Genomic DNA, 18,259 nt, shown 5'->3' on the forward strand with positions numbered 1-18,259 from the left:
TTCGCCCGACCGTTTTTTAACGTATTCAGGCGAAAATCGATGTCGGTCCGCTGCCTGATGTCGTATTTGACGCCAAATCGGTCGCAATGTTGATGGCCCCGGAACGGCGCTATGCAAAGATGATGCAGCGGGCATTTTTCACTGTTAGAACACCTATTATGCGGATACCTTGATGCAGATACTTGAAACAGTCTGGATTACCTTGCAGGATGGCTGCAAGCTCGCGGCGCGGATCTGGCTGCCGGACGGTCCCCGGCCGGTGCCGGCGATACTAGAATACCTGCCCTATCGCCGGCGGGACAGGCATCGCGGCGATGATGCCATTCTCCATCCCGGCCTGGCGGAAAGCGGTTATGCGGCCGTGCGGGTGGATATGCGCGGCGCGGGGGATTCCGACGGCCTGATGAACGACGAATACACTCCCCGTGAGTGGGCCGACGCGTGCGAAGTCATCGCCTGGATTGCCCAACAGCCCTGGTGTTCGGGGGCGGTGGGCATGATTGGCATCTCCTGGAGCGGATTCAACTCTCTGCAAATCGCCGCGTTGCGTCCCCCGGCCTTGAAAGCCATCGTCACCGCCTGCTCTACCGACGATCGTTATGCCGACGATATGCATTACATGGGCGGGGTGCTGCTTAACGATAATCTGCAATATGGCTCCACGCTGTTTACCTGGACGCCGACCCCGCCGGATCCGGACATCGTCGGCGACAAGTGGAAATCAATGTGGCTCCAACGGCTGAACGCCATGGAGCTGCCCCCGGCGAGCCGCTGGATGGCGCATCCCACCCGTGATGATTACTGGCGCAGCGGCTCGGTATGCGAAGACTACTCCCGTATCGAGGTGCCGGTGCTGGCGGTGGGCGGCTGGGCCGACGGTTATACCAATACCGTGCTGCGTCTGCTGGAAAACCTGCCGGGACCGCGCAAAGGGCTTATCGGTCCTTGGGGCCATGCCTTTCCTCATGTCGCCACGCCGGGCCCGCGCATTGATTTCATCCGCTACGTGACGCGCTGGTTTGATCACTGGCTGAAGAATGAGCCCACCGGCATTATGGATGAGCCGATGCTGACCTACTGGCTGCAGGAGGCGGAACCGCCGCGGGTCAGTTATACCGAACGCCGCGGTCGCTGGGCCGCCGAACAGCATTGGCCCGCACCGGCCATTGCGCCCCAGCGGTGGGCGCTGTCTCCGGACGGACGGCTGGAGACGTCTTGGCTGGATGACGGCGCCGAGGATGGCGGCGCCGCGATTGTCCGCCGGGGAGAGCCCCGCCACGAGGGATTGGTTCCCTTTACCCAGTCCATTTGTTCCCCTGCCGCCACCGGCATCGTTTCCGGGGAATGGTGTCCTTATGGCAACGGGCCGGATATGCCGGGGGATCAGCGGGAGGATGATGCCGGCTCCGCCTGTTTTGACAGCCCGGTATTCACGGCGCCGTTGCAAATTACCGGCCGTCCGGTGATAAGACTCGGCCTGTCGTCCGACAGCAGCCAGGGAATGATTGCCGTGCGGCTGAACGCCGTGGCGCCGGACGGCACCTCGCTGCGTATCACTTATGGCCTGCTCAATCTCACCCAGCGTAACGGCCATGATCGGCGCGAACCGCTGACGGCGGGGGAGCGCTATGATGTGGCGTTAACGCTTAATGCCGCGGCGTTTATTCTGCCCGCCGGCTATCGTCTGCGGGTGGCGGTATCCACCGCTTACTGGCCGCTGGCGGCGCCGCTGCCGGTCCGCACGACCTTGACATTGCATAGCGGCACCCTTGAACTGCCGGTTCGCGACAGCGGGATTGCCTCAACCCCGCCCCCTTGTCTCGGCAGGCCGCCGGTTCCCCCCGCCCTGCCTTCCCGTATCATCGTGCCGCCGCAACGGGGACGGCTGCGCCTGATCCGGGATATGAACGACGGCGATACCACCCTGGAGGTTGTGCGCAATCTGGGAGCGATATACCTGGAAGAAACCGGGCTGCGGCTGGACGCCTTGGGCCGTGAAACCTATAAAGTCAACGCCCTGGACCCCTGCGCCGCCAGCTCCAGGGCGGTGCGCAGCGCCGGTTTTCACCGCGGCGAGTGGCACGCCAGGCTGGAGGTCAGCAGCCTGCTGACCGCCGATGACGGCGGATGGCGCCTGGTATCCAGCCTGGAAGCCTTTGACGGCGACAGCCGTATCTTTCATCGTCGCTGGGACGATTATTATCCTTTTTTCAGCGACATCGCTCCCAAGGGAGACGCAACATGAATATCGGCATTGCCCAAATAACGGGCACTCCCGCAAGGGAGAGTGAAATAGTGGATTGGGTTCGCGAATCCATGGACGCGTTGCCGGACGCCGACATGATTATGCTGCCGGAGTTGGCGTTGTGCGGTTATGACGATCCCCATCGGGTCCGCAGTCTGGCGCTGGAAAGAGAGGGGCCGGTGCTGGGGAAGCTGGCGCAATTGGCCGCGGAAAAAGAGCAGGCGCTGGTATTCGGCTACGCGGAACGCGACCCCGCCGGACTGTATAACTCTTTACAGGTGATTGACGGCCAGGGCCGGGTGCGGGCCGATTACCGCAAAATCCATCTCTGGTCCGGTTATGAGACGGCGCTGTTCCAGACCGGTGAAAGCTTTGCCAGCTTTGCCCTGGGGGGACTGCGCTTCGGCCTGCTGATTTGCTATGACCTTGATTTCCCCGAGTCGGTCCGGGCATTGGCCCTTAAGGGAATGGATTGCCTGTTGTGCCTTAGCGCCACCACTCCCGGTTATGATGTGGTGCCACGCCATGTGGTGCCGACCCGCGCCTATGAAAACGGCTGTTTTGTCGCGTTCGCCAACCGCGGCGACAGCGGCTGCATCGGACAAAGCCGGATTGTGGGACCCGACGGCGGTATCGTCGCGTCGCTGCCGGGCAGCGGAGCGGCGCTGCTCATGGGAGAAATCAGCCTGACGGCCCTTGAGCAGTGGCGCCTGGGCCATGCCTACCTGGCGGAGCGCCGCACGGATCTGTATTGATTATGAGAGATTTTTTTTCTGTCTGACGCGGCGCATGGCCGATGGCAAAACACCGAAGGTGCGGCGAAACCAGCCGGCGAAGTGCGATGTGGAGCCGAACCCTGCCGAAACCGCGATTTCGATAATCGACTGGTCGGAATAAATCAGCATCTCCCGCGCCTGCTCAAGGCGCAGCTCCAGATAAAAGCGCTGCGGCGTTTTATCGAAATAGTGTGCGAACAGCCGCTCGAGCTGGCGCTTACCGACGCCGGCCCGCTTGGCAACCTCCGGCAACGAGATGGGATCTTCTATATGCGCCTGCATAACGGCGATAGCGGCGCCAAGAGGGGCGGGCATCGCCGCGCCGGCGGGACGCCCGCCCCGCTGATCGTCTTCAGCGCTGCGAATCCGTTCATGATGAAACTGATTGGCGATGGAGGCGGCATGTTCATCGCCGTAGCGTTCGGCAATGAGATTAAGCATCATATCCATGGCCGCCGTCCCGCCGGAGCAGGTGAGTCTTCCGCGATCGATTTCAAAAATTTTATGGGTACATTGGATATCCGGATAGACTTCCTTAAACGCCGAACGGCTTTCCCAATGGATGGTGCAGCGATACCCTTTAAGCAGCCCGCATTTGGCCAGCAAAAAGGTTCCGGTGGAAAGCGAACCGATAATGATCCCGGCACGGGCGGCCTGCCGCATGGCCTTTTGGTAGCCGCGTTCATACTTGGGCGCCACCACCCGCTCGCCGCCGCAGATAAAAAGATAATGAGAGCCGGGCATGACGTCATCGATGGACCGGGTGGGGAAAGGAATGCCGTTGGCGGCCACCACCGGCTCTCCGTTCAAGCTGGCCAAGTGCCAATTGAAGGCCTGTTTTTCATACAGCCGATTATAGGAACGCAACGGCTCAATGGCCGAGGCCAGACTCATCATGGAAAAGTCATGGCCAAGTAAAAAAGTGAACACGAGGGGTTCGACAAGAGGCATAGGTTCAAATCACTTCAATCTATAATATCACCGGTAAACAATACCCTATAGCCGTCATCTTTCAAGCCGCAGCGTGAAAGCTATTGGGCATTGCTTAGGTATTAACCGCCAATTGTCTTGATTCTCGCCGGAAAGCGATGTTCCCATTGCCGCTGGAAAATCTCCCGATCGTTTTCCCAGGCGCTATAGCTTGAGTTCAATACCAGGCCGCCGTTTTGCCATGCCAGGCGGCTTTCGCTGCGCAGTTCGATATGCCAGCCGGGGCGCTGGTAGCGCTGTCGGCGTTCGGCCTGCCAGCGGGCGGTTTCCGCGGTGGCGCCGATCTCATATGCCTCATGGCCTTCGCTATCAAAACTCAATTCGCCGATGCGGGTTTTCTGCCGCCGGGCATCCATTGTCAGCCGGTGGGTATTGCTGCCGGCATCCCAACTGAGCCGGCGGGCGGTGACTTCCGGAGCCATGACCTCATGATCCAGCGCCGGCGCTGAGCGGGGGGGGCCAAAAGCATCAGGCTTATCCGGCAGGCTTTCGGTTCGCAGCGGCAGCCGGAACCGGCCGGTGGCGGGGAGTATCTGAACCGGCCCCTGCCCTGGTTCGGCCCAGGCCATGGGCCAATATGCCGTGGAGAGCGCCAGCCGGATCCGGCTGCCGGCGGAAAACCGGTAGACAACGCCTTTAAGAGGCAATACCACAGGAAAAGTCTGGCCGGCGGGGACGTCCGGCCGGCTCAGCCGGTGTATGCCAAAGGTCACCCGCGCCGAACGGCCGTGGACATCCACCTCGTTCAGCCGCAGAACCAGCATGGCCGACGGCGTTTCAAAGGCGATATCCACCGTCAACTCCGCCTTGCCGCACAAAATAAGCGGGGCTTCCAGTACCGGCGCATCGAAACACACCGACAAACCATCATCGGCGCGCTGATCCCCTTGGAATTCAGGCGCATTGCCGCCGCCATCAAGGGGACACCACTCGCCGCCCATGGCGCCGCAGTGCGCCGGGGTATCAATGAGCAACGGCGCCGCGGCGGCGGGTGCATCAGTCAACAGGCCGTCCCCAAGATAAAAGTCATGATGATTTGTGGTGGCCGGCCATTGGGACGCGGTGATCCAGTGGCCGTCCAGCGTCAGCGATGACGGGTCGGGACGCAGCTGTTCCCCCTGCCATAGATGCAGCATCGGTTCATCCATGATGCCGGTTTGTTCGCCAAGCAGCCAATGCCGCCAAAATCGCAGGCATTCTCCGAGAAAATCAATTGCCGGACCGGGAGTGCCCCAATTGGGGTAGATATGGGTCCAGGGACCGATAAGACCCTTGCGCGGCACGTCAAGGTGCTCCATCAACCGTAATATGGCGTCGGAATAACCGTCTGTCCAGCCCCCCACCGCGTACACGGCGCACTGAATGTCGCGATAATTTTCATTTATCGACCCGTGCCGCCAGTAGTCGTCACGTTCCATATGCGCCAGCCAGTGGGCCAGCGGCGGTTCCATGCCCTCCAGACGCGCCAGCCATTGCTCGCGCCAGCCGTCGCCTACATAGGCTGGATCAAGGGGGCGTCCCAGCTGGGTAAATAAACCGCTGCCCCATTGCAGACCGTCGGTGAGCAGCGCCCCACCCATAAAATGCACGTCGTCCGTGTAGCGATCGTCGGTGGAACAGCAGGTGATAATCGCCTTCAGGGCCGGCGGGCGCCGGGCGGCGATTTGCAGGGCCGCGAACCCGCCCCAGGAGATGCCGATCATGCCGACGTTGCCGTTGCTCCAGCTTTGCCCGGCAATCCAGGCAATCACTTCCACCGCGTCGTCTTGCTCCTGTGACAGGTATTCGTCCCGCAGCAGGCCCCCCGAATTACCGCTGCCGCGTAAATCGATGCGCATGGCGGCAATGCCGTGGGCGGCGAAATAACCGTGGATCATCGAATCCCCCACCGCGGTATTATCCGACTGGCGATAAGGAATCCATTCCAGCACCAACGGCACCCGCCCCGGCCCATTAGGCAGCCACAGCCTGGCCGTGAGTTGGGTACCATCCGAAAGGGGGACGGTTATCTGACGAAAAGCCGGTACAGTGAGAGTATTGTCTATGGTGTCCGACATGGTCGGTCCTCCTGGCGATAAATAGTTAAGAATGAGGCGGCGATAACCGGCGCCGGGTTCCGAAGCGTTCCCAGGCGGCAATGGCGGCAGCGCCCGCCAGGCACAGCAGGCCGCCGACAATCATGGTCAGCGGCAGTCCCATGATCTCCGCCACGCCGCCGCAGATAATGGCGCCTATGGGCACCGTGCCGATTAACATCATGGAATAAAACGACATCAGCCTGCCCCGCAGGCCGTCGGGAACCTGGTGTTGCAGCAGCGAGTTCGAGGTGAGGTTCTGGGTCAGGATGGCGTAACCGATAGGCGCGGCAATCAGCGCGCTCAGCCAAAACAGGTGGGACAGGCCAAGGCATATTTGCGCAATCCCCAGCATCAGTGCGGCCCATAGCGGCCAGGGGCGCATGGGTTCAATACTGCTGCTGTAAGCCAGGCGCAGCGCGGCCACCAGCGCGCCGATGCCGGTAATGCTCATCAGAATGCCCGATCCGGCCGGGCCGCCTTTTAATACCCGATCGGCCAGCATCGGCAGGAACGAGAAATAGGGCACGCTGGTGAGGCTGCACAATCCCACCAGCAGCAAAATGCGCAGGGCATCGGCGTCATGGCGCAGAAAGCGCAGTCCTTCGGCCATTTCCGCCAGCAGACCGCCGGTCCGAACGGTGGGGGGACGCTGGGGAATACGCATCCCTGCCAGAAAGAGAATCAGCGGCACATAAGAGAGGGCAATAAAGGCGAAACACCAGCCCTCCCCCAGCTTATCCACCAGCAGGCCGCCCAGGGCGGGGCCGATAAGCCGGGCGCCGTTGAATATCACCGAGTTAAGCGCCAGGGCGTTGCCTAAATCGTTATATTCCACCAGATCCACCACCAGTGATTGCCGGCCCGGCAAATCGAAGGCGCTGATAAGACCCAGTCCGAGGGCGATGAAAATGGCTATCCTGGCGGTTATCCAATGATTCAAGGTGAGTATCGCCAGCATTGAGACCAGCACCGTCAGGCCGATTTGCGTGGCCAACACCAATTTGCGCCGATCGCAGCGATCGACGATGACGCCGGTGAATAACCCGAATATTAAAATGGGACCCTGGCTGCAAAAGGCCAACAGGCCCAGCATTACCGGCGACGCGACCCCGAGACGCCAGATAAGCCAGCCCAGGGCAATGGTGTGAATCCAGTTACCGATTACCGATAACAGCTGACCGCCGAAAAACCGACGGTAATTAGGGTGCCTTAAAGCGCTGCCGGCGGACCGTAGGCTCTTTTTAGGCGCGAGGGGAAGACGGGCAGTACTCAAGGAAGCTCCCACGTTAAGACAGGGGCGAAAACAGCGCCACCGGCTTATTGATCTTTTTTTGTTGAAGGCCCGCACCGTCTCCGGGCCGTGAGGGTGAAAACTCTGTCGCGTTCGAACGCGCGGGAAATTTCACGTCCGAACGTTTTATGCAAGCCGTTCAGTCATGAACTTTTTCCCGCACGCATTTTCATCTCGCGCTTCGTATTTCTCTGCTTTTATCACACTGCTTTTATTTCCCGGAACAAGGGCCACTGGCCGTCAGGAGTCCAGGCGCCTTTGATGGTGTTGGGCGTCACCCAGGCGTTACTGCCGTGGTAGAGAAAGACATAGGCGCCGGTTTCCTCCAGTTGATCCTGCAGCTTGACATACATGGCGGCCCGTTTGCCCTGGTCCAGTTCATTGGCGGCATCGTCGCTCAGTTTGTCCCAGTCCTTGTCGCAGGTTCTTTGGGTATTCCAGATACCCACCTGCTTGCAGGTGAACCAGGCGGTAACCCAGCTGGCATCCGGCGCGGTGGTAAAGGTGGTCATCCGCAGCTGCGAGTCCTTCCAGGCGGTGCCTTCGGATTCCTGCCCGGCCGCCACAAAGGCCGCGCTGTCCATTTGATTGATTTGCAATTGAATACCCACTTCCGCCAATTGCGCCTGAATGACCTGGGCGACGGTGCCGCCGTCGGTGGAGGTGGTCAAGTCCAGCCGCAGCTGCAGCTTGGATACGCCGGCTTCCTTAAGCAGGCGTTTGGCGGCGTCCGTTGAGTAGGGATAGATATTTTTACTCCGGGCGCCGGGCAGCGGCGGCGGCACCAGACCGAAAGCCGGTTTTACCGCCCCGCCGAAAGCTGCGTCCAGAATGGAGGGCACGTCAATGGCTTGCTGGATCGCGCGACGGACCCGGATATCCTTAAGCAGCGGATGATCAACGTTCATGCCGAGCCAGGTATAGGCCAGCGCCGGTCGCACCGTCAGGGTGGTGCCGGCCACTCCCTGCTGGTATTTGGGTATGGCGCTGATATTGATTTTGGTCATGTCCAGATCCCCCGCTTCAAAGGCGATTTCGGCGGTATTCAGATCGCCGATGGGCACCAGTTGAATCTGGTCGTAAAAACAGTGCGGTCCACTCCAGTTCTCGTTACGCACCAGGGTCAGCCGCTCCCTGGGTTGCCACTCGCCGATGCGATAAGGCCCGGATGACGCCAAGGGATCGGTGGCGATTTTTTTATCCTTCGCCGCTTCCACGGCCTTTTTACAGATAATCAGGCCGGAGGCATGGGGCAAGGTACTGGTGAACAGCGGCGCGAAGGGATGTTTCAAATGAATGAGTCCCTCGTAGGTGCCCTTGATCTCCACATGATCGAGGGCCTCCCAGTCGGTGGCATAAATCGCCGCCAGTTTGGGATCGATGAACCGTTCAAAGGAGTACTTCACGTCTTCCGCGGTCATTTCGCCAAAATCACCGGTCCACTTGATGCCCGGTTTGAGCTTGAAATGCACCGTCAGCGGGTCCACCTGTTCCAATACCTCTGCCGCATCCAGCTGCCATCCCCATTCTGTGCCGGCCTTGTACTGGCATAAGCCGGAATAGACGGCAAACATGACCATTTCATCGTACCAGCCGCTGCGATTGGCCGGATCGAGGTTGGTGATATCCTGATCGTTTTGCACGCGCAGGATTTTATTTTTGTTATCGGCGGCAAAAGCCACCGTCCGTCCGCCAAGCGCCAGCGAACCGGATACCCCGGCGGCAAGGATCGCCATGGTTTTAATAAGCTCACGTCTGTTCATCGAGGGGCCTTTCATGGATGCATCTCCTTTTAAATGATGCGGCTTGGCCGGGCCATTTGGGGTTGGTTTGGGATTAACGGGGTATGACAAGTCACCTGATGCTCCGCGGTAAGCTGCCGCGGCGCCGGCGCTTCGCTTCGGCAACGTTCCGTCGCCAGGGGACAACGGGTGTGAAACTCGCAGCCGGCGGGCCGGCGGGATAAGGTGGGCACATCCCCCTGCAACACGCCGGCGCCCGGGGGGTTATGCTTGCTTTTAGCGTTGAGCAGCGCCCGGGTATAGGGATGCGCCGGCGCGCGGAAAATGGCCTCGGTGGGCCCGGTTTCCACAATTCGTCCCAGATACATAATGGCAATTCGGTCCGTGACATGGCGGGTAATGGCCAGATTATGGGTAATAATCAGATAACTCATGCCCAGTTCCCGCTGTAGCGAGGTCAGCAGGTTAAGCAACTCGCCCTGAACCGAAAGATCCAGGCCCGCCGTGGGCTCATCGGCGATGATAAGCTTGGGCCGCAGGGCAAGAGCCCTGGCTACCGCCACCCGCCGCGCCTGGCCGCCCGAAAGTTGATGGGGATAGCGGTCCAGAAACAGCGATGGCAGGCCCACCAGTTCGAGCAGTGCCGCCGCCGCGCCGCGGCGTTTATATTCGCGGCCGTTAACCGCAAAAGGTTCGGTGACCAGATATTCCACCGTCATGCGCGGATCGAGGGCGGCCATCGGGTCCTGGAATATCAGCCCGGTTTCCCGGCGGATAGTCCGCCAGGACAAATCACTGGCATCCAGCGGTTCCCGGCCGTTAACCTGGATACTGCCCTTGGTTACCGGGGTCAGGCCAATCACGGCTCGCCCCAGCGTGGTTTTGCCGCTGCCGCTCTCGCCGATAAGACCGACGGTCTTGCCCGGCGGCACATGCAGACTGACGCCGGCCAGCACATCCACATGCCCGACGGCGCCGGGCATCAGACGGCTCAACAGATTGCCGGTCTTGTAGCGAACCACTAAATCCTGAATTTCAAGCATCGGCATTCACCTTATGGCAGCGCACCGTCCGGCCCTTTTCCCCCAGCAGGGTTTCCGGCGGCGTCTCGCTGCCGCACGGCGCGAACGCCAGGCTGCAGCGGGGCTGGAACGGACAACCGACGCGGTGGACGCTCGGCATCGGCACCGAACCGGCGATAAACGGCAGTTCGCGGGTGGCCACTTCAATTCGCTCCGGATCGCAGGCCAATAACGCACGGGTATAAGGATGGGCGGGAGAGCCGAAAATCTCGCCGATGGGACCGGCTTCGACGATCTCTCCGGCGTACATCACCGCCACTTTGTCGCAAAGAGCGCTCACCAAATGCAAATCGTGAGTCACAAAGATAATGGCGCCGTCCACCAACTGGCGGCTGGCCTTAAGCACTTCCACCACCTGCATCTCGGTGGTGGCGTCCAATGCGGTAGTGGGTTCGTCGGCAATCAGCAGCTCCGGTTCGGTTAACAGCGCCGCCGCGATGGCGATACGCTGGCGAATACCGCCGCTGAGTTCATGGGGATATTGCTTCAGCCTCCCCTGAGGGTCTGAAATCCCTACACGTTCGAGCATTTTCACCGCATGATTCAGCTTATCTGCCTTCGAACCCGGCTTATGGTGCTGGAACGCCACCAGCTGCTTGCCGATGGTGATCACCGGATTGAGAGCGGTGAAGGGATCCTGGGACACGGTGGCGATACCGTTGCCCCGCAGGCGGCGCTTGGCGGATTCAGGCAGCGCAAGGAGGTCTTGTCCGTGGTAAAGCAGCTGCCCGGAAGCCTGGGCATTGGCGGGCAACAGCGTGAGCATGGCTCCCACCAAGGTTGATTTACCCGAACCGCTCTCCCCCACCAGACCCAGCACTTCGCCTTTTTCCACCTGCAGGGAAATCTGGCGAACGGCCTTTAGCGGACCCTTGTCGGACGCATAGGTGACCGACAGGTTGTGCATTTCCAACAGTGCCATCAGTTATCCCCCCGGGATTGTCTGGCGGTGCGGGGATCAAGCGCATCCCGTAACGCCTCGCCGAGAAAGGTAAAGCCAAGGGTGGCGATGATAATGGGAATGCCGGCGGCAATAACGATATGGGGCGCCTGGCGGATAAAGGAGTAGCCATCGTTGAGTACCGTACCCCAGCTGGCGTCCGGCGGCTGTACCCCCTGCCCCAGGAAACTCAGGCCCGACTCAATGGCGATAACCGCCGGAATATCCATCGCCACCAGCACCAGCAGCGTGCCGGTCATATTGGGAACCAAGTGGCGAAAAACCACGCTGACGGGTGAGGCGCCCATGGCGCGGGCGGCGACAATATACTCCATGCGTTTGAGAACGCGGGTCTGGCTGCGCACTACCCGAAAGTAGCCAGGCACCATAAAAGTGATGATAATCATGATGATGGTGCTCACGCTCGACCCTACCAGCGTCACTACCGCCAAGGCGAACAGAATCATCGGTATCGACATCAGCGAATCGCAGAACAGCATTAGCAAGGTATCTATCTGCCGCGGACCGTAACCCGCCAGCAGTCCCAGCATGGCGCCGATAAGCAGCGCGCCGCCGGTGCCCAGGAATGCCACCGTCATAGCGATCCGGCTGCCGTAAATCAGGCGCGACAGCACATCGCGGCCGAGCTGATCGTTGCCCAGCCAGTAGTCCATGCTCGGCCCTTTAAGACGCAGGGCCGCTTTGATGGCAATGGGATCGTGCGGAGCCAGCCAGGGGGCGAAGATGGCGCACAACAGCATTGCCGCCACGCAAATCAGGGCAAAACGCCCCATGGGGCCTGACCAAACGTGCCGCAGCACGCGAAACGGGTCCGGCCGGCCCGCGGCGGCAATGTCGCCGGGACTCAATGCCGGGGTGGTGGTGATGAGCGCCATGGTCAAAGCTCCTGCCGCACGCGCGGATCCAGAAAAGTGTTGATCAGGTCGGCGATGAGATTGGCCAGTACATAACATCCGGAGGTCACCACCACCGTCCCCATCACCACCGGAAAATTGCGGGAAATCACCGAGTCGTACGCCAGCTTGCCCAGGCCGGGCCGCGCGAACACGATCTCGGTCAACACCGCGCCGGAGAGCAGCGAACCAATGCCGACCCCTAATACCGACACCACCGGCACCACCGCGATGGGCAGGGCATAGCGCAGCGCAATCAACCGATCGCCGATGCCGAAGGCGCGGAAGGTGCGGATATGGTTTTCCTTCAGCACTTCCAGCATCGAGGCCCGCACCAGCCGGGCCAAATAACCGATCCAGCTTAATGCCACCGTCAGGGAGGGCAGTACCAGCGCCTGTAGCTGCGAGCCCAAATCCCCCTGCTGCCCCGCGCCGATGGCCGGAAACCACTTCAATGTCACTGAGAACACCAGCAGTGCGTAAATCGCCACCACAAAAGCCGGCAGGGCGATCACGCTGGTGGACAGCAGTCCTATCAGCCGGTCGAGCCAGGTATTGGGCCGCAAGGCCGCCCAGCACCCCAGCGGGATGCCGATAATAATGGCCCAGGCAATGGCCGACAGGGCCAGAATGAGGGTATTGGGTAAGGCGCGGGCAATAAGCTGATTCACCGGCCGATGAGTCAGGACATCTTCGCCGAGATCTCCTGCGGCCACATGGACGATAAATCGTCCGATTTGCACGATAGCCGGCTGATCAAGCCCCATGTGTTCACGCAATGCCTGCTTTTGCGCCTCGCTGGCCCTCGGTCCCAACGCTACCGAAGCCGGATCCCCGGGCACTAAAAACACCAGACAGAATAATATCGTGATTGCCACCAGCATCACTGACGCCGCCAGAACTAACCGGCGAAGCAGGTAAAAGAACATAAGCGCAGCCTGTTAAATTAATTTTGTCAATGAAACGACAGCCCACCATCCGGCGCCGGAGAGATCTTCCGTCACGTTTTACTCAATTCGGGTGGGAGATAACCGGAAAATCGTCGCCGGCCCGACCGGTTATTTCGCCGGCTTCGGCGGATTGCGGCGGTAAACGTAAGCAAGCTTGCCAGTGTTTTAACCAAACAAAGGCCACATTCACGACATGATTTATTAACAATGCGACATATAAGAACTACGTATGCATGTCCGGTCCTATCCGGTCCTGTCCGGCCAAAATAGCGTTCTGACCGCCGGATCATTCACCAGCGTCCTTTTCTTACGCCGCCGCGTTAAAAGCGTCGCGGCGTCTCTTATGACTTTTTTAGATTTTACTTCATTGAAGTCTAAGCAATAATTTCTTCCGCTGCTGTGCCGGCAGCGTTTTTATAAAAACATCACAACATAAAAATCAACGCGTTACGTTAAACCTCACGGGTTCCCGCGAATTGTTTTACGATCACGGCAAGGTATTTATTAAATTTATTTTTTTATTATTTTATAAAATGCACTATTACACTATGCTTGTACGTCATATTTACACCTTGTAGACATAATAAAAAAACTCCAATAAATCAACAAGATTTTATCTATATCATCTTTATGTTAATTGAAAATTAGCAGGCTACTTAGTTATCATAAAAGTAATAAAGTAAAATAACATATCAACGACGTAATATTTCTGTATAGCATCCGTATTTTTCAATTAGTCGTGTTTAAAAATAGAAAATATTCCTATAAACTGCGCTGGCAATTCGTTAAGTATATTGCATGGCCCGTTCTTCAATTCAGAGATAATTATCGATTCCCCTAATGAGACACCGGGAAATAGGAAGGAATTTTATCGCCTTGGATTGAGATGTGTCATTGAAAAATTTGTTAAAAATATGTTTTTAAATTATGAAAATGGCGGGATTATTAAATACCCCACCCTCCATTTATAACAAATTTTTAACCTGCAATCGCGGCGAGTGAATCGCCTTAATTTCACCTAGAGATTATAAAATGGAAAAAGTTAAAGATATTGCCGACACCGTGGAATCTTTATCACGTATCTATCATCGCTTACGTAAAGAAGTGAACGGACAATTGGTTAACGAAGGACTGTCATTATCCAAAATGAAAATTCTTCAATTGATAACCCATGGCAAAACCAGCGCGACGGATATCAAAAACTATATGGGCTTTTCATCCCGCACCGTGGTCACCGTGCTGGACGCCCTGGAAAAGGATCTTATGCTGCAACGCCAGCAAAGCCCTACTGACCGGCGGGTCAAGCACGTTTATATTACGGAGAAAGGGCTGGATAAACTGCATATCGCCCAACACACGCACCGGACCATTCTGGAGCGTTTGCTTGCCCCCTTATCCGAAACGCAATTGGAAAAACTTGGCGAAATCTGCAATATGCTAGAACTGAGTCAATAGTAATTTTGGACTTTATTTGCGAATACAAACGTTAAGTGATAATGGTTAATTTAACCCCTTACACTTAATATACTCTGAACATTCTTCATCAATTTTCACGTCCGGATTGATGAGGAAAACTTTCTCGGCGTCCAGACATATAAGTGATGTTTGATATATGCATGTGGATAGTTTTACCCTGGCGGATCGGGTCAGATGAGCGATCGTGCATTTAGGAATGGGGCATATCCGCAGAAATTCAGGGTTGCCGGTATGGCCGGCATCCTTTATTAATTTGATTCATTGTCTTCATCAACAAAAACTCTTCTTTTGATACTTAAATTTTTCTTAATATTATGCTCGAGGGACTACGCATTTTCTGCGCAGCATTGCCGATAATCTGCTTTTTAATCTTTTTACTGGAAATTTATTCCCCGCCGGCACATCGCCACCTTATGCCGGTGCGGCGCAAGGCCGCTTCCCGCTTCAGCGCCGCTTCGCCGTCGCCAGGCCATCGCTGGCCCGGACGTAAGGCTCGGATGGCATAAATTCCTCTCGCTGCAGCAAGTGAGGCTGCATCCGGCGCCAATGCCGTGTATAATAACCGCTGTGATCAATTATACCCACCATCTTTCAAGCGGCAGCTGACGCTTGAACGCCATCGGGTATAGATGCGTCGATTCATTAACCACAGTCGAAAATCCCAGTATGGTTCAAGGAACGCTTTACATTGTTTCCGCACCCAGCGGCGCGGGAAAATCCAGCCTGATTCAGGCGTTGCTTAAAACACAACCGCTTTACGACACTCAGGTTTCGGTTTCCCACACCACGCGCCCCGTTCGTCCGGGTGAAAAACAGGGTGAACATTATTATTTTGTTTCCAAGGCGGAATTCGAACGCATGATCAATGAAGACGCCTTTTTGGAGTATGCGAACGTCTTCGGTAATTATTACGGCACTTCCCGCGAAATGATCGAACAGGTGTTATCCACCGGCGTGGACGTCTTTTTGGATATCGATTGGCAAGGGGCGCAGCAAATCCGTAACAAAATGCCCCAGACGCGCAGTATCTTCGTGCTGCCGCCCTCCAAAGAGGAACTGGATCGCCGTCTGCGGGGCCGCGGACAGGACAGCGACGAAATCATCGCCGGGCGCATGGCGCAGGCGGTGGCCGAGATGTCCCATTATGCCGAATATGATTACCTGATCGTAAATGATGAATTTAATACGGCACTGATGGATTTGAAAACCATCATCCGTGCCGAACGTCTGCGTCTGAACCGCCAAAAACTGCGGCATGACGCTTTAATCACCAAACTGTTGGCGGACTGAGACAACTTTCAGTATGATGCCCAGTCATTTCTTCATCTGTGGAGTAGCTCGCATATGGCACGCGTAACTGTACAAGACGCCGTCGAAAAAATTGGTAACCGTTTTGACCTGGTGCTGGTCGCTGCTCGTCGAGCTCGGCAACTTCAGGTCGGCGGCAAAGACCCTCTGGTTGCTGAAGAAAACGATAAGTTCACCGTTATCGCCCTGCGTGAAATCGAAGAAGGCCTGATTACCAATCAGATCCTCGACCTGCGGGATCGTCAGGAACAGCAGGAGCAGGAAGCCGCGGAAATCCAGGCGGTAACCGCGATTGCTGAAGGCCGTCGCTAACCTCAAACAACGGTTCGCAATTGTATCTGTTTGAAAGTCTGAATCTATTGATTCAACGTTACCTGCCAGAGGATCAAATCAAACTCCTCCGGCAGGCGTATCTTGTCGCCCGTGATGCTCACGAGGGGCAGACACGCTCCAGCGGTGAGCCCTACATTACCCACCCTGTGGCCGTGGCATGCATCCTGGCGGAAATGCGCCTCGATTATGAAACGCTGATGGCGGCGTTGCTGCATGATGTCATCGAGGATACCCCCGCCACCTACCAGGACATGGAACAACTGTTCGGTAAAAGCGTGGCGGAGCTGGTGGAAGGGGTATCCAAGCTCGACAAGCTGAAGTTCCGCGACAAGAAAGAAGCCCAGGCGGAAAACTTTCGCAAGATGATCATGGCGATGGTGCAGGATATCCGGGTGGTGCTGATCAAGCTGGCGGACAGAACGCATAACATGCGCACCCTGGGTGCGCTGCGCCCCGACAAACGCCGGCGCATCGCCCGTGAAACGCTGGAAATATACAGCCCCCTGGCCCATCGCCTCGGCATCCACCATCTCAAGACGGAACTTGAGGAGCTGGGCTTCGAAGCGCTGTATCCGAACCGCTACCGGGTCATCAAAGAAGTGGTCAAGGCCGCGCGCGGCAACCGCAAAGAGATGATCCAGAAGATACTCGCCGAAATCGAAGGGCGACTGACCGAAGCCGGCATCCCCTGCCGGGTCAGCGGACGGGAAAAGCATCTTTATTCCATTTATTGCAAAATGCACCTTAAAGAGCAGCGTTTCCATTCCATTATGGATATCTATGCCTTTCGGGTGATCGTCGGCGAAGTGGACACCTGTTATCGCGTATTGGGACAGATGCACAGCCTGTATAAACCGCGCCCCGGGCGGGTGAAGGATTATATCGCCATTCCCAAGGCCAACGGCTACCAGTCCCTGCACACCTCCATGATCGGTCCCCATGGCGTTCCGGTCGAGGTGCAAATCCGCACCGAAGACATGGATCAAATGGCGGAAATGGGGGTGGCGGCGCACTGGGCTTATAAAGAACAGGGCGAAACCGGCACCACGGCCCAAATCCGCGCCCAGCGCTGGATGCAAAGCCTGCTGGAGCTGCAGCAGAGCGCCGGCAGCTCGTTTGAATTTATCGAAAGCGTCAAATCCGATTTGTTCCCGGATGAAATCTATGTGTTCACGCCGGAAGGCCGCATCGTCGAGCTGCCGGCGGGCGCCACCCCGGTGGATTTCGCTTATGCGGTGCATACCGATATCGGCCATGCCTGCGTCGGCGCCCGAGTGGATCGGCAGCCATATCCCCTGTCGCAGGCCTTGACCAGCGGACAGGCGGTGGAAATCATCACCGCTCCCGGCGCCCGTCCCAATGCGGCGTGGCTGAACTTTGTGGTCAGTTCCAAGGCCCGGGCCAAGATACGCCAGATGCTGAAGAACCTTAAGCGCGACGATTCCGTCAGCCTGGGCCGCAGACTATTGAATCACGCCCTGGGGGGCAGCCGGAAACTGGCCGAGGTGGCGCCGGAAAACCTTCAGCGCGAGCTGGACCGGATGAAACTGGCGTCCCTTGATGACCTGCTGGCGGAAATCGGCCTGGGCAACGCCATGAGCGTGGTTATAGCCCGCAATCTGCAGGGCGATCAGTCCAATATGGCGCAGCCCGGTCCGAAGACGCTGCCCATCAAAGGCGCCGACGGCGTATTGATCACCTTCGCCAAATGCTGCCGCCCCATCCCCGGTGATCCGATTATCGCCCACGTCAGCCCCGGCAAAGGCCTGGTGGTACACCATGAATCCTGCCGCAATATCCGCGGTATCCAGAAAGACGCGGAAAAATTCATGGCGGTGGAATGGCAGTTGGATACCGAGCAGGAATTTATTGCCGAAATCAAAGTGGACATGTTTAATCATCAGGGAGTACTGGCCAATCTGACCGCGGCCATTAACGCCGCCGATTCCAATATCCAGAGCCTGAACACCGAAGAAAAAGACGGCCGGGTCTATAGCGCGTTTATCCGTCTTACCACCCGCGACCGTGTCCATCTGGCCAACATCATGCGCAAAATACGCGTAATGCCGGATGTGATCAAGGTGACGCGCAACCGGAATTAACCCCCTTTGGGGTTAATCTGCCACGGAGAGCT

General features: G+C 57.6%; 14 protein-coding genes. 6 read left to right on the forward strand and 8 right to left on the reverse strand.

Going from position 1 to position 18,259, the window contains the following annotated elements; translation table 11 throughout:
- Nucleotides 1–172: 172 nt before the first annotated feature.
- Nucleotides 173–2,245 carry a CocE/NonD family hydrolase gene (locus ACL2XO_RS00810; RefSeq protein ID WP_413742005.1) on the forward strand — a complete coding sequence of 691 codons (2,073 nt, stop codon included), beginning with the start codon at nucleotides 173–175 and terminating at the stop codon, nucleotides 2,243–2,245.
- The gene (locus ACL2XO_RS00815) at nucleotides 2,242–3,000 is read left to right on the forward strand and encodes a nitrilase-related carbon-nitrogen hydrolase (RefSeq protein ID WP_413726129.1); all 759 of its coding nucleotides are present in this window, start codon (nucleotides 2,242–2,244) and stop codon (nucleotides 2,998–3,000) included. The genes ACL2XO_RS00810 and ACL2XO_RS00815 overlap by 4 nt, the downstream gene beginning before the upstream one ends.
- Here the strand turns inward: ACL2XO_RS00815 and ACL2XO_RS00820 are convergent, their stop codons facing one another.
- From ACL2XO_RS00820 to ACL2XO_RS00855, 8 genes are all read right to left on the reverse strand, one after another.
- Nucleotides 3,001–3,972: a GlxA family transcriptional regulator gene (locus ACL2XO_RS00820; protein WP_413742006.1), complete on the reverse strand. Its 972-nt coding sequence runs from the start codon at nucleotides 3,970–3,972 to the stop codon at nucleotides 3,001–3,003.
- A 101-nt stretch (nucleotides 3,973–4,073) separates the two neighbouring features.
- Nucleotides 4,074–6,068: a CocE/NonD family hydrolase gene (locus tag ACL2XO_RS00825; RefSeq protein WP_413726130.1), complete on the reverse strand. Its 1,995-nt coding sequence runs from the start codon at nucleotides 6,066–6,068 to the stop codon at nucleotides 4,074–4,076.
- Between the two features lie 25 nt (nucleotides 6,069–6,093).
- On the reverse strand, nucleotides 6,094–7,362 hold the full coding sequence (locus ACL2XO_RS00830) for an MFS transporter (RefSeq protein WP_413742007.1): 1,269 nt from the start codon (nucleotides 7,360–7,362) through the stop codon (nucleotides 6,094–6,096).
- 218 nt (nucleotides 7,363–7,580) lie between these two features.
- Nucleotides 7,581–9,143: an ABC transporter substrate-binding protein gene (locus tag ACL2XO_RS00835; RefSeq protein ID WP_413742008.1), complete on the reverse strand. Its 1,563-nt coding sequence runs from the start codon at nucleotides 9,141–9,143 to the stop codon at nucleotides 7,581–7,583.
- A gap of 29 nt (nucleotides 9,144–9,172) precedes the next feature.
- Nucleotides 9,173–10,165, reverse strand: a complete 993-nt coding sequence (locus tag ACL2XO_RS00840; RefSeq protein WP_413742009.1) for an ABC transporter ATP-binding protein — start codon at nucleotides 10,163–10,165, stop codon at nucleotides 9,173–9,175.
- A complete protein-coding gene (locus ACL2XO_RS00845) occupies nucleotides 10,158–11,126 on the reverse strand; it encodes an ABC transporter ATP-binding protein (RefSeq protein ID WP_203524192.1) in 969 nt (322 codons plus the stop codon). Before ACL2XO_RS00845 ends, ACL2XO_RS00840 begins: the two co-directional genes overlap by 8 nt.
- Nucleotides 11,126–12,040, reverse strand: coding sequence for an ABC transporter permease (locus ACL2XO_RS00850; protein ID WP_413726133.1), 915 nt, complete (start codon nucleotides 12,038–12,040; stop codon nucleotides 11,126–11,128). Before ACL2XO_RS00850 ends, ACL2XO_RS00845 begins: the two co-directional genes overlap by 1 nt.
- A gap of 2 nt (nucleotides 12,041–12,042) precedes the next feature.
- Nucleotides 12,043–12,987: an ABC transporter permease gene (locus ACL2XO_RS00855; protein ID WP_132924180.1), complete on the reverse strand. Its 945-nt coding sequence runs from the start codon at nucleotides 12,985–12,987 to the stop codon at nucleotides 12,043–12,045.
- 1,053 nt (nucleotides 12,988–14,040) lie between these two features.
- Here ACL2XO_RS00855 and ACL2XO_RS00860 point away from each other — a divergent pair.
- The 4 genes from ACL2XO_RS00860 to spoT all read left to right on the forward strand — a co-directional run bounded on the left by ACL2XO_RS00860 (nucleotide 14,041) and on the right by spoT (nucleotide 18,227).
- Complete coding sequence (locus ACL2XO_RS00860; RefSeq protein WP_132924179.1) at nucleotides 14,041–14,463, forward strand: MarR family winged helix-turn-helix transcriptional regulator; 423 nt, start codon at nucleotides 14,041–14,043, stop codon at nucleotides 14,461–14,463.
- 687 nt (nucleotides 14,464–15,150) lie between these two features.
- Entirely contained in the window at nucleotides 15,151–15,774 is a 624-nt protein-coding gene (gene gmk / locus ACL2XO_RS00865) for a guanylate kinase (protein WP_132924178.1), read from the forward strand.
- Nucleotides 15,775–15,828: 54 nt separating this feature from the next.
- Complete coding sequence (gene rpoZ, locus ACL2XO_RS00870) at nucleotides 15,829–16,104, forward strand: DNA-directed RNA polymerase subunit omega (RefSeq protein ID WP_132924177.1); 276 nt, start codon at nucleotides 15,829–15,831, stop codon at nucleotides 16,102–16,104.
- Between the two features lie 20 nt (nucleotides 16,105–16,124).
- A complete protein-coding gene (spoT, locus tag ACL2XO_RS00875) occupies nucleotides 16,125–18,227 on the forward strand; it encodes a bifunctional GTP diphosphokinase/guanosine-3',5'-bis pyrophosphate 3'-pyrophosphohydrolase (protein ID WP_132924176.1) in 2,103 nt (700 codons plus the stop codon).
- Nucleotides 18,228–18,259: the final 32 nt, after the last annotated feature.

The organism is Sodalis sp. RH15, from assembly GCF_047324255.1.
In the GTDB taxonomy this organism is placed as follows: domain Bacteria; phylum Pseudomonadota; class Gammaproteobacteria; order Enterobacterales; family Enterobacteriaceae; genus Acerihabitans; species Acerihabitans ligni.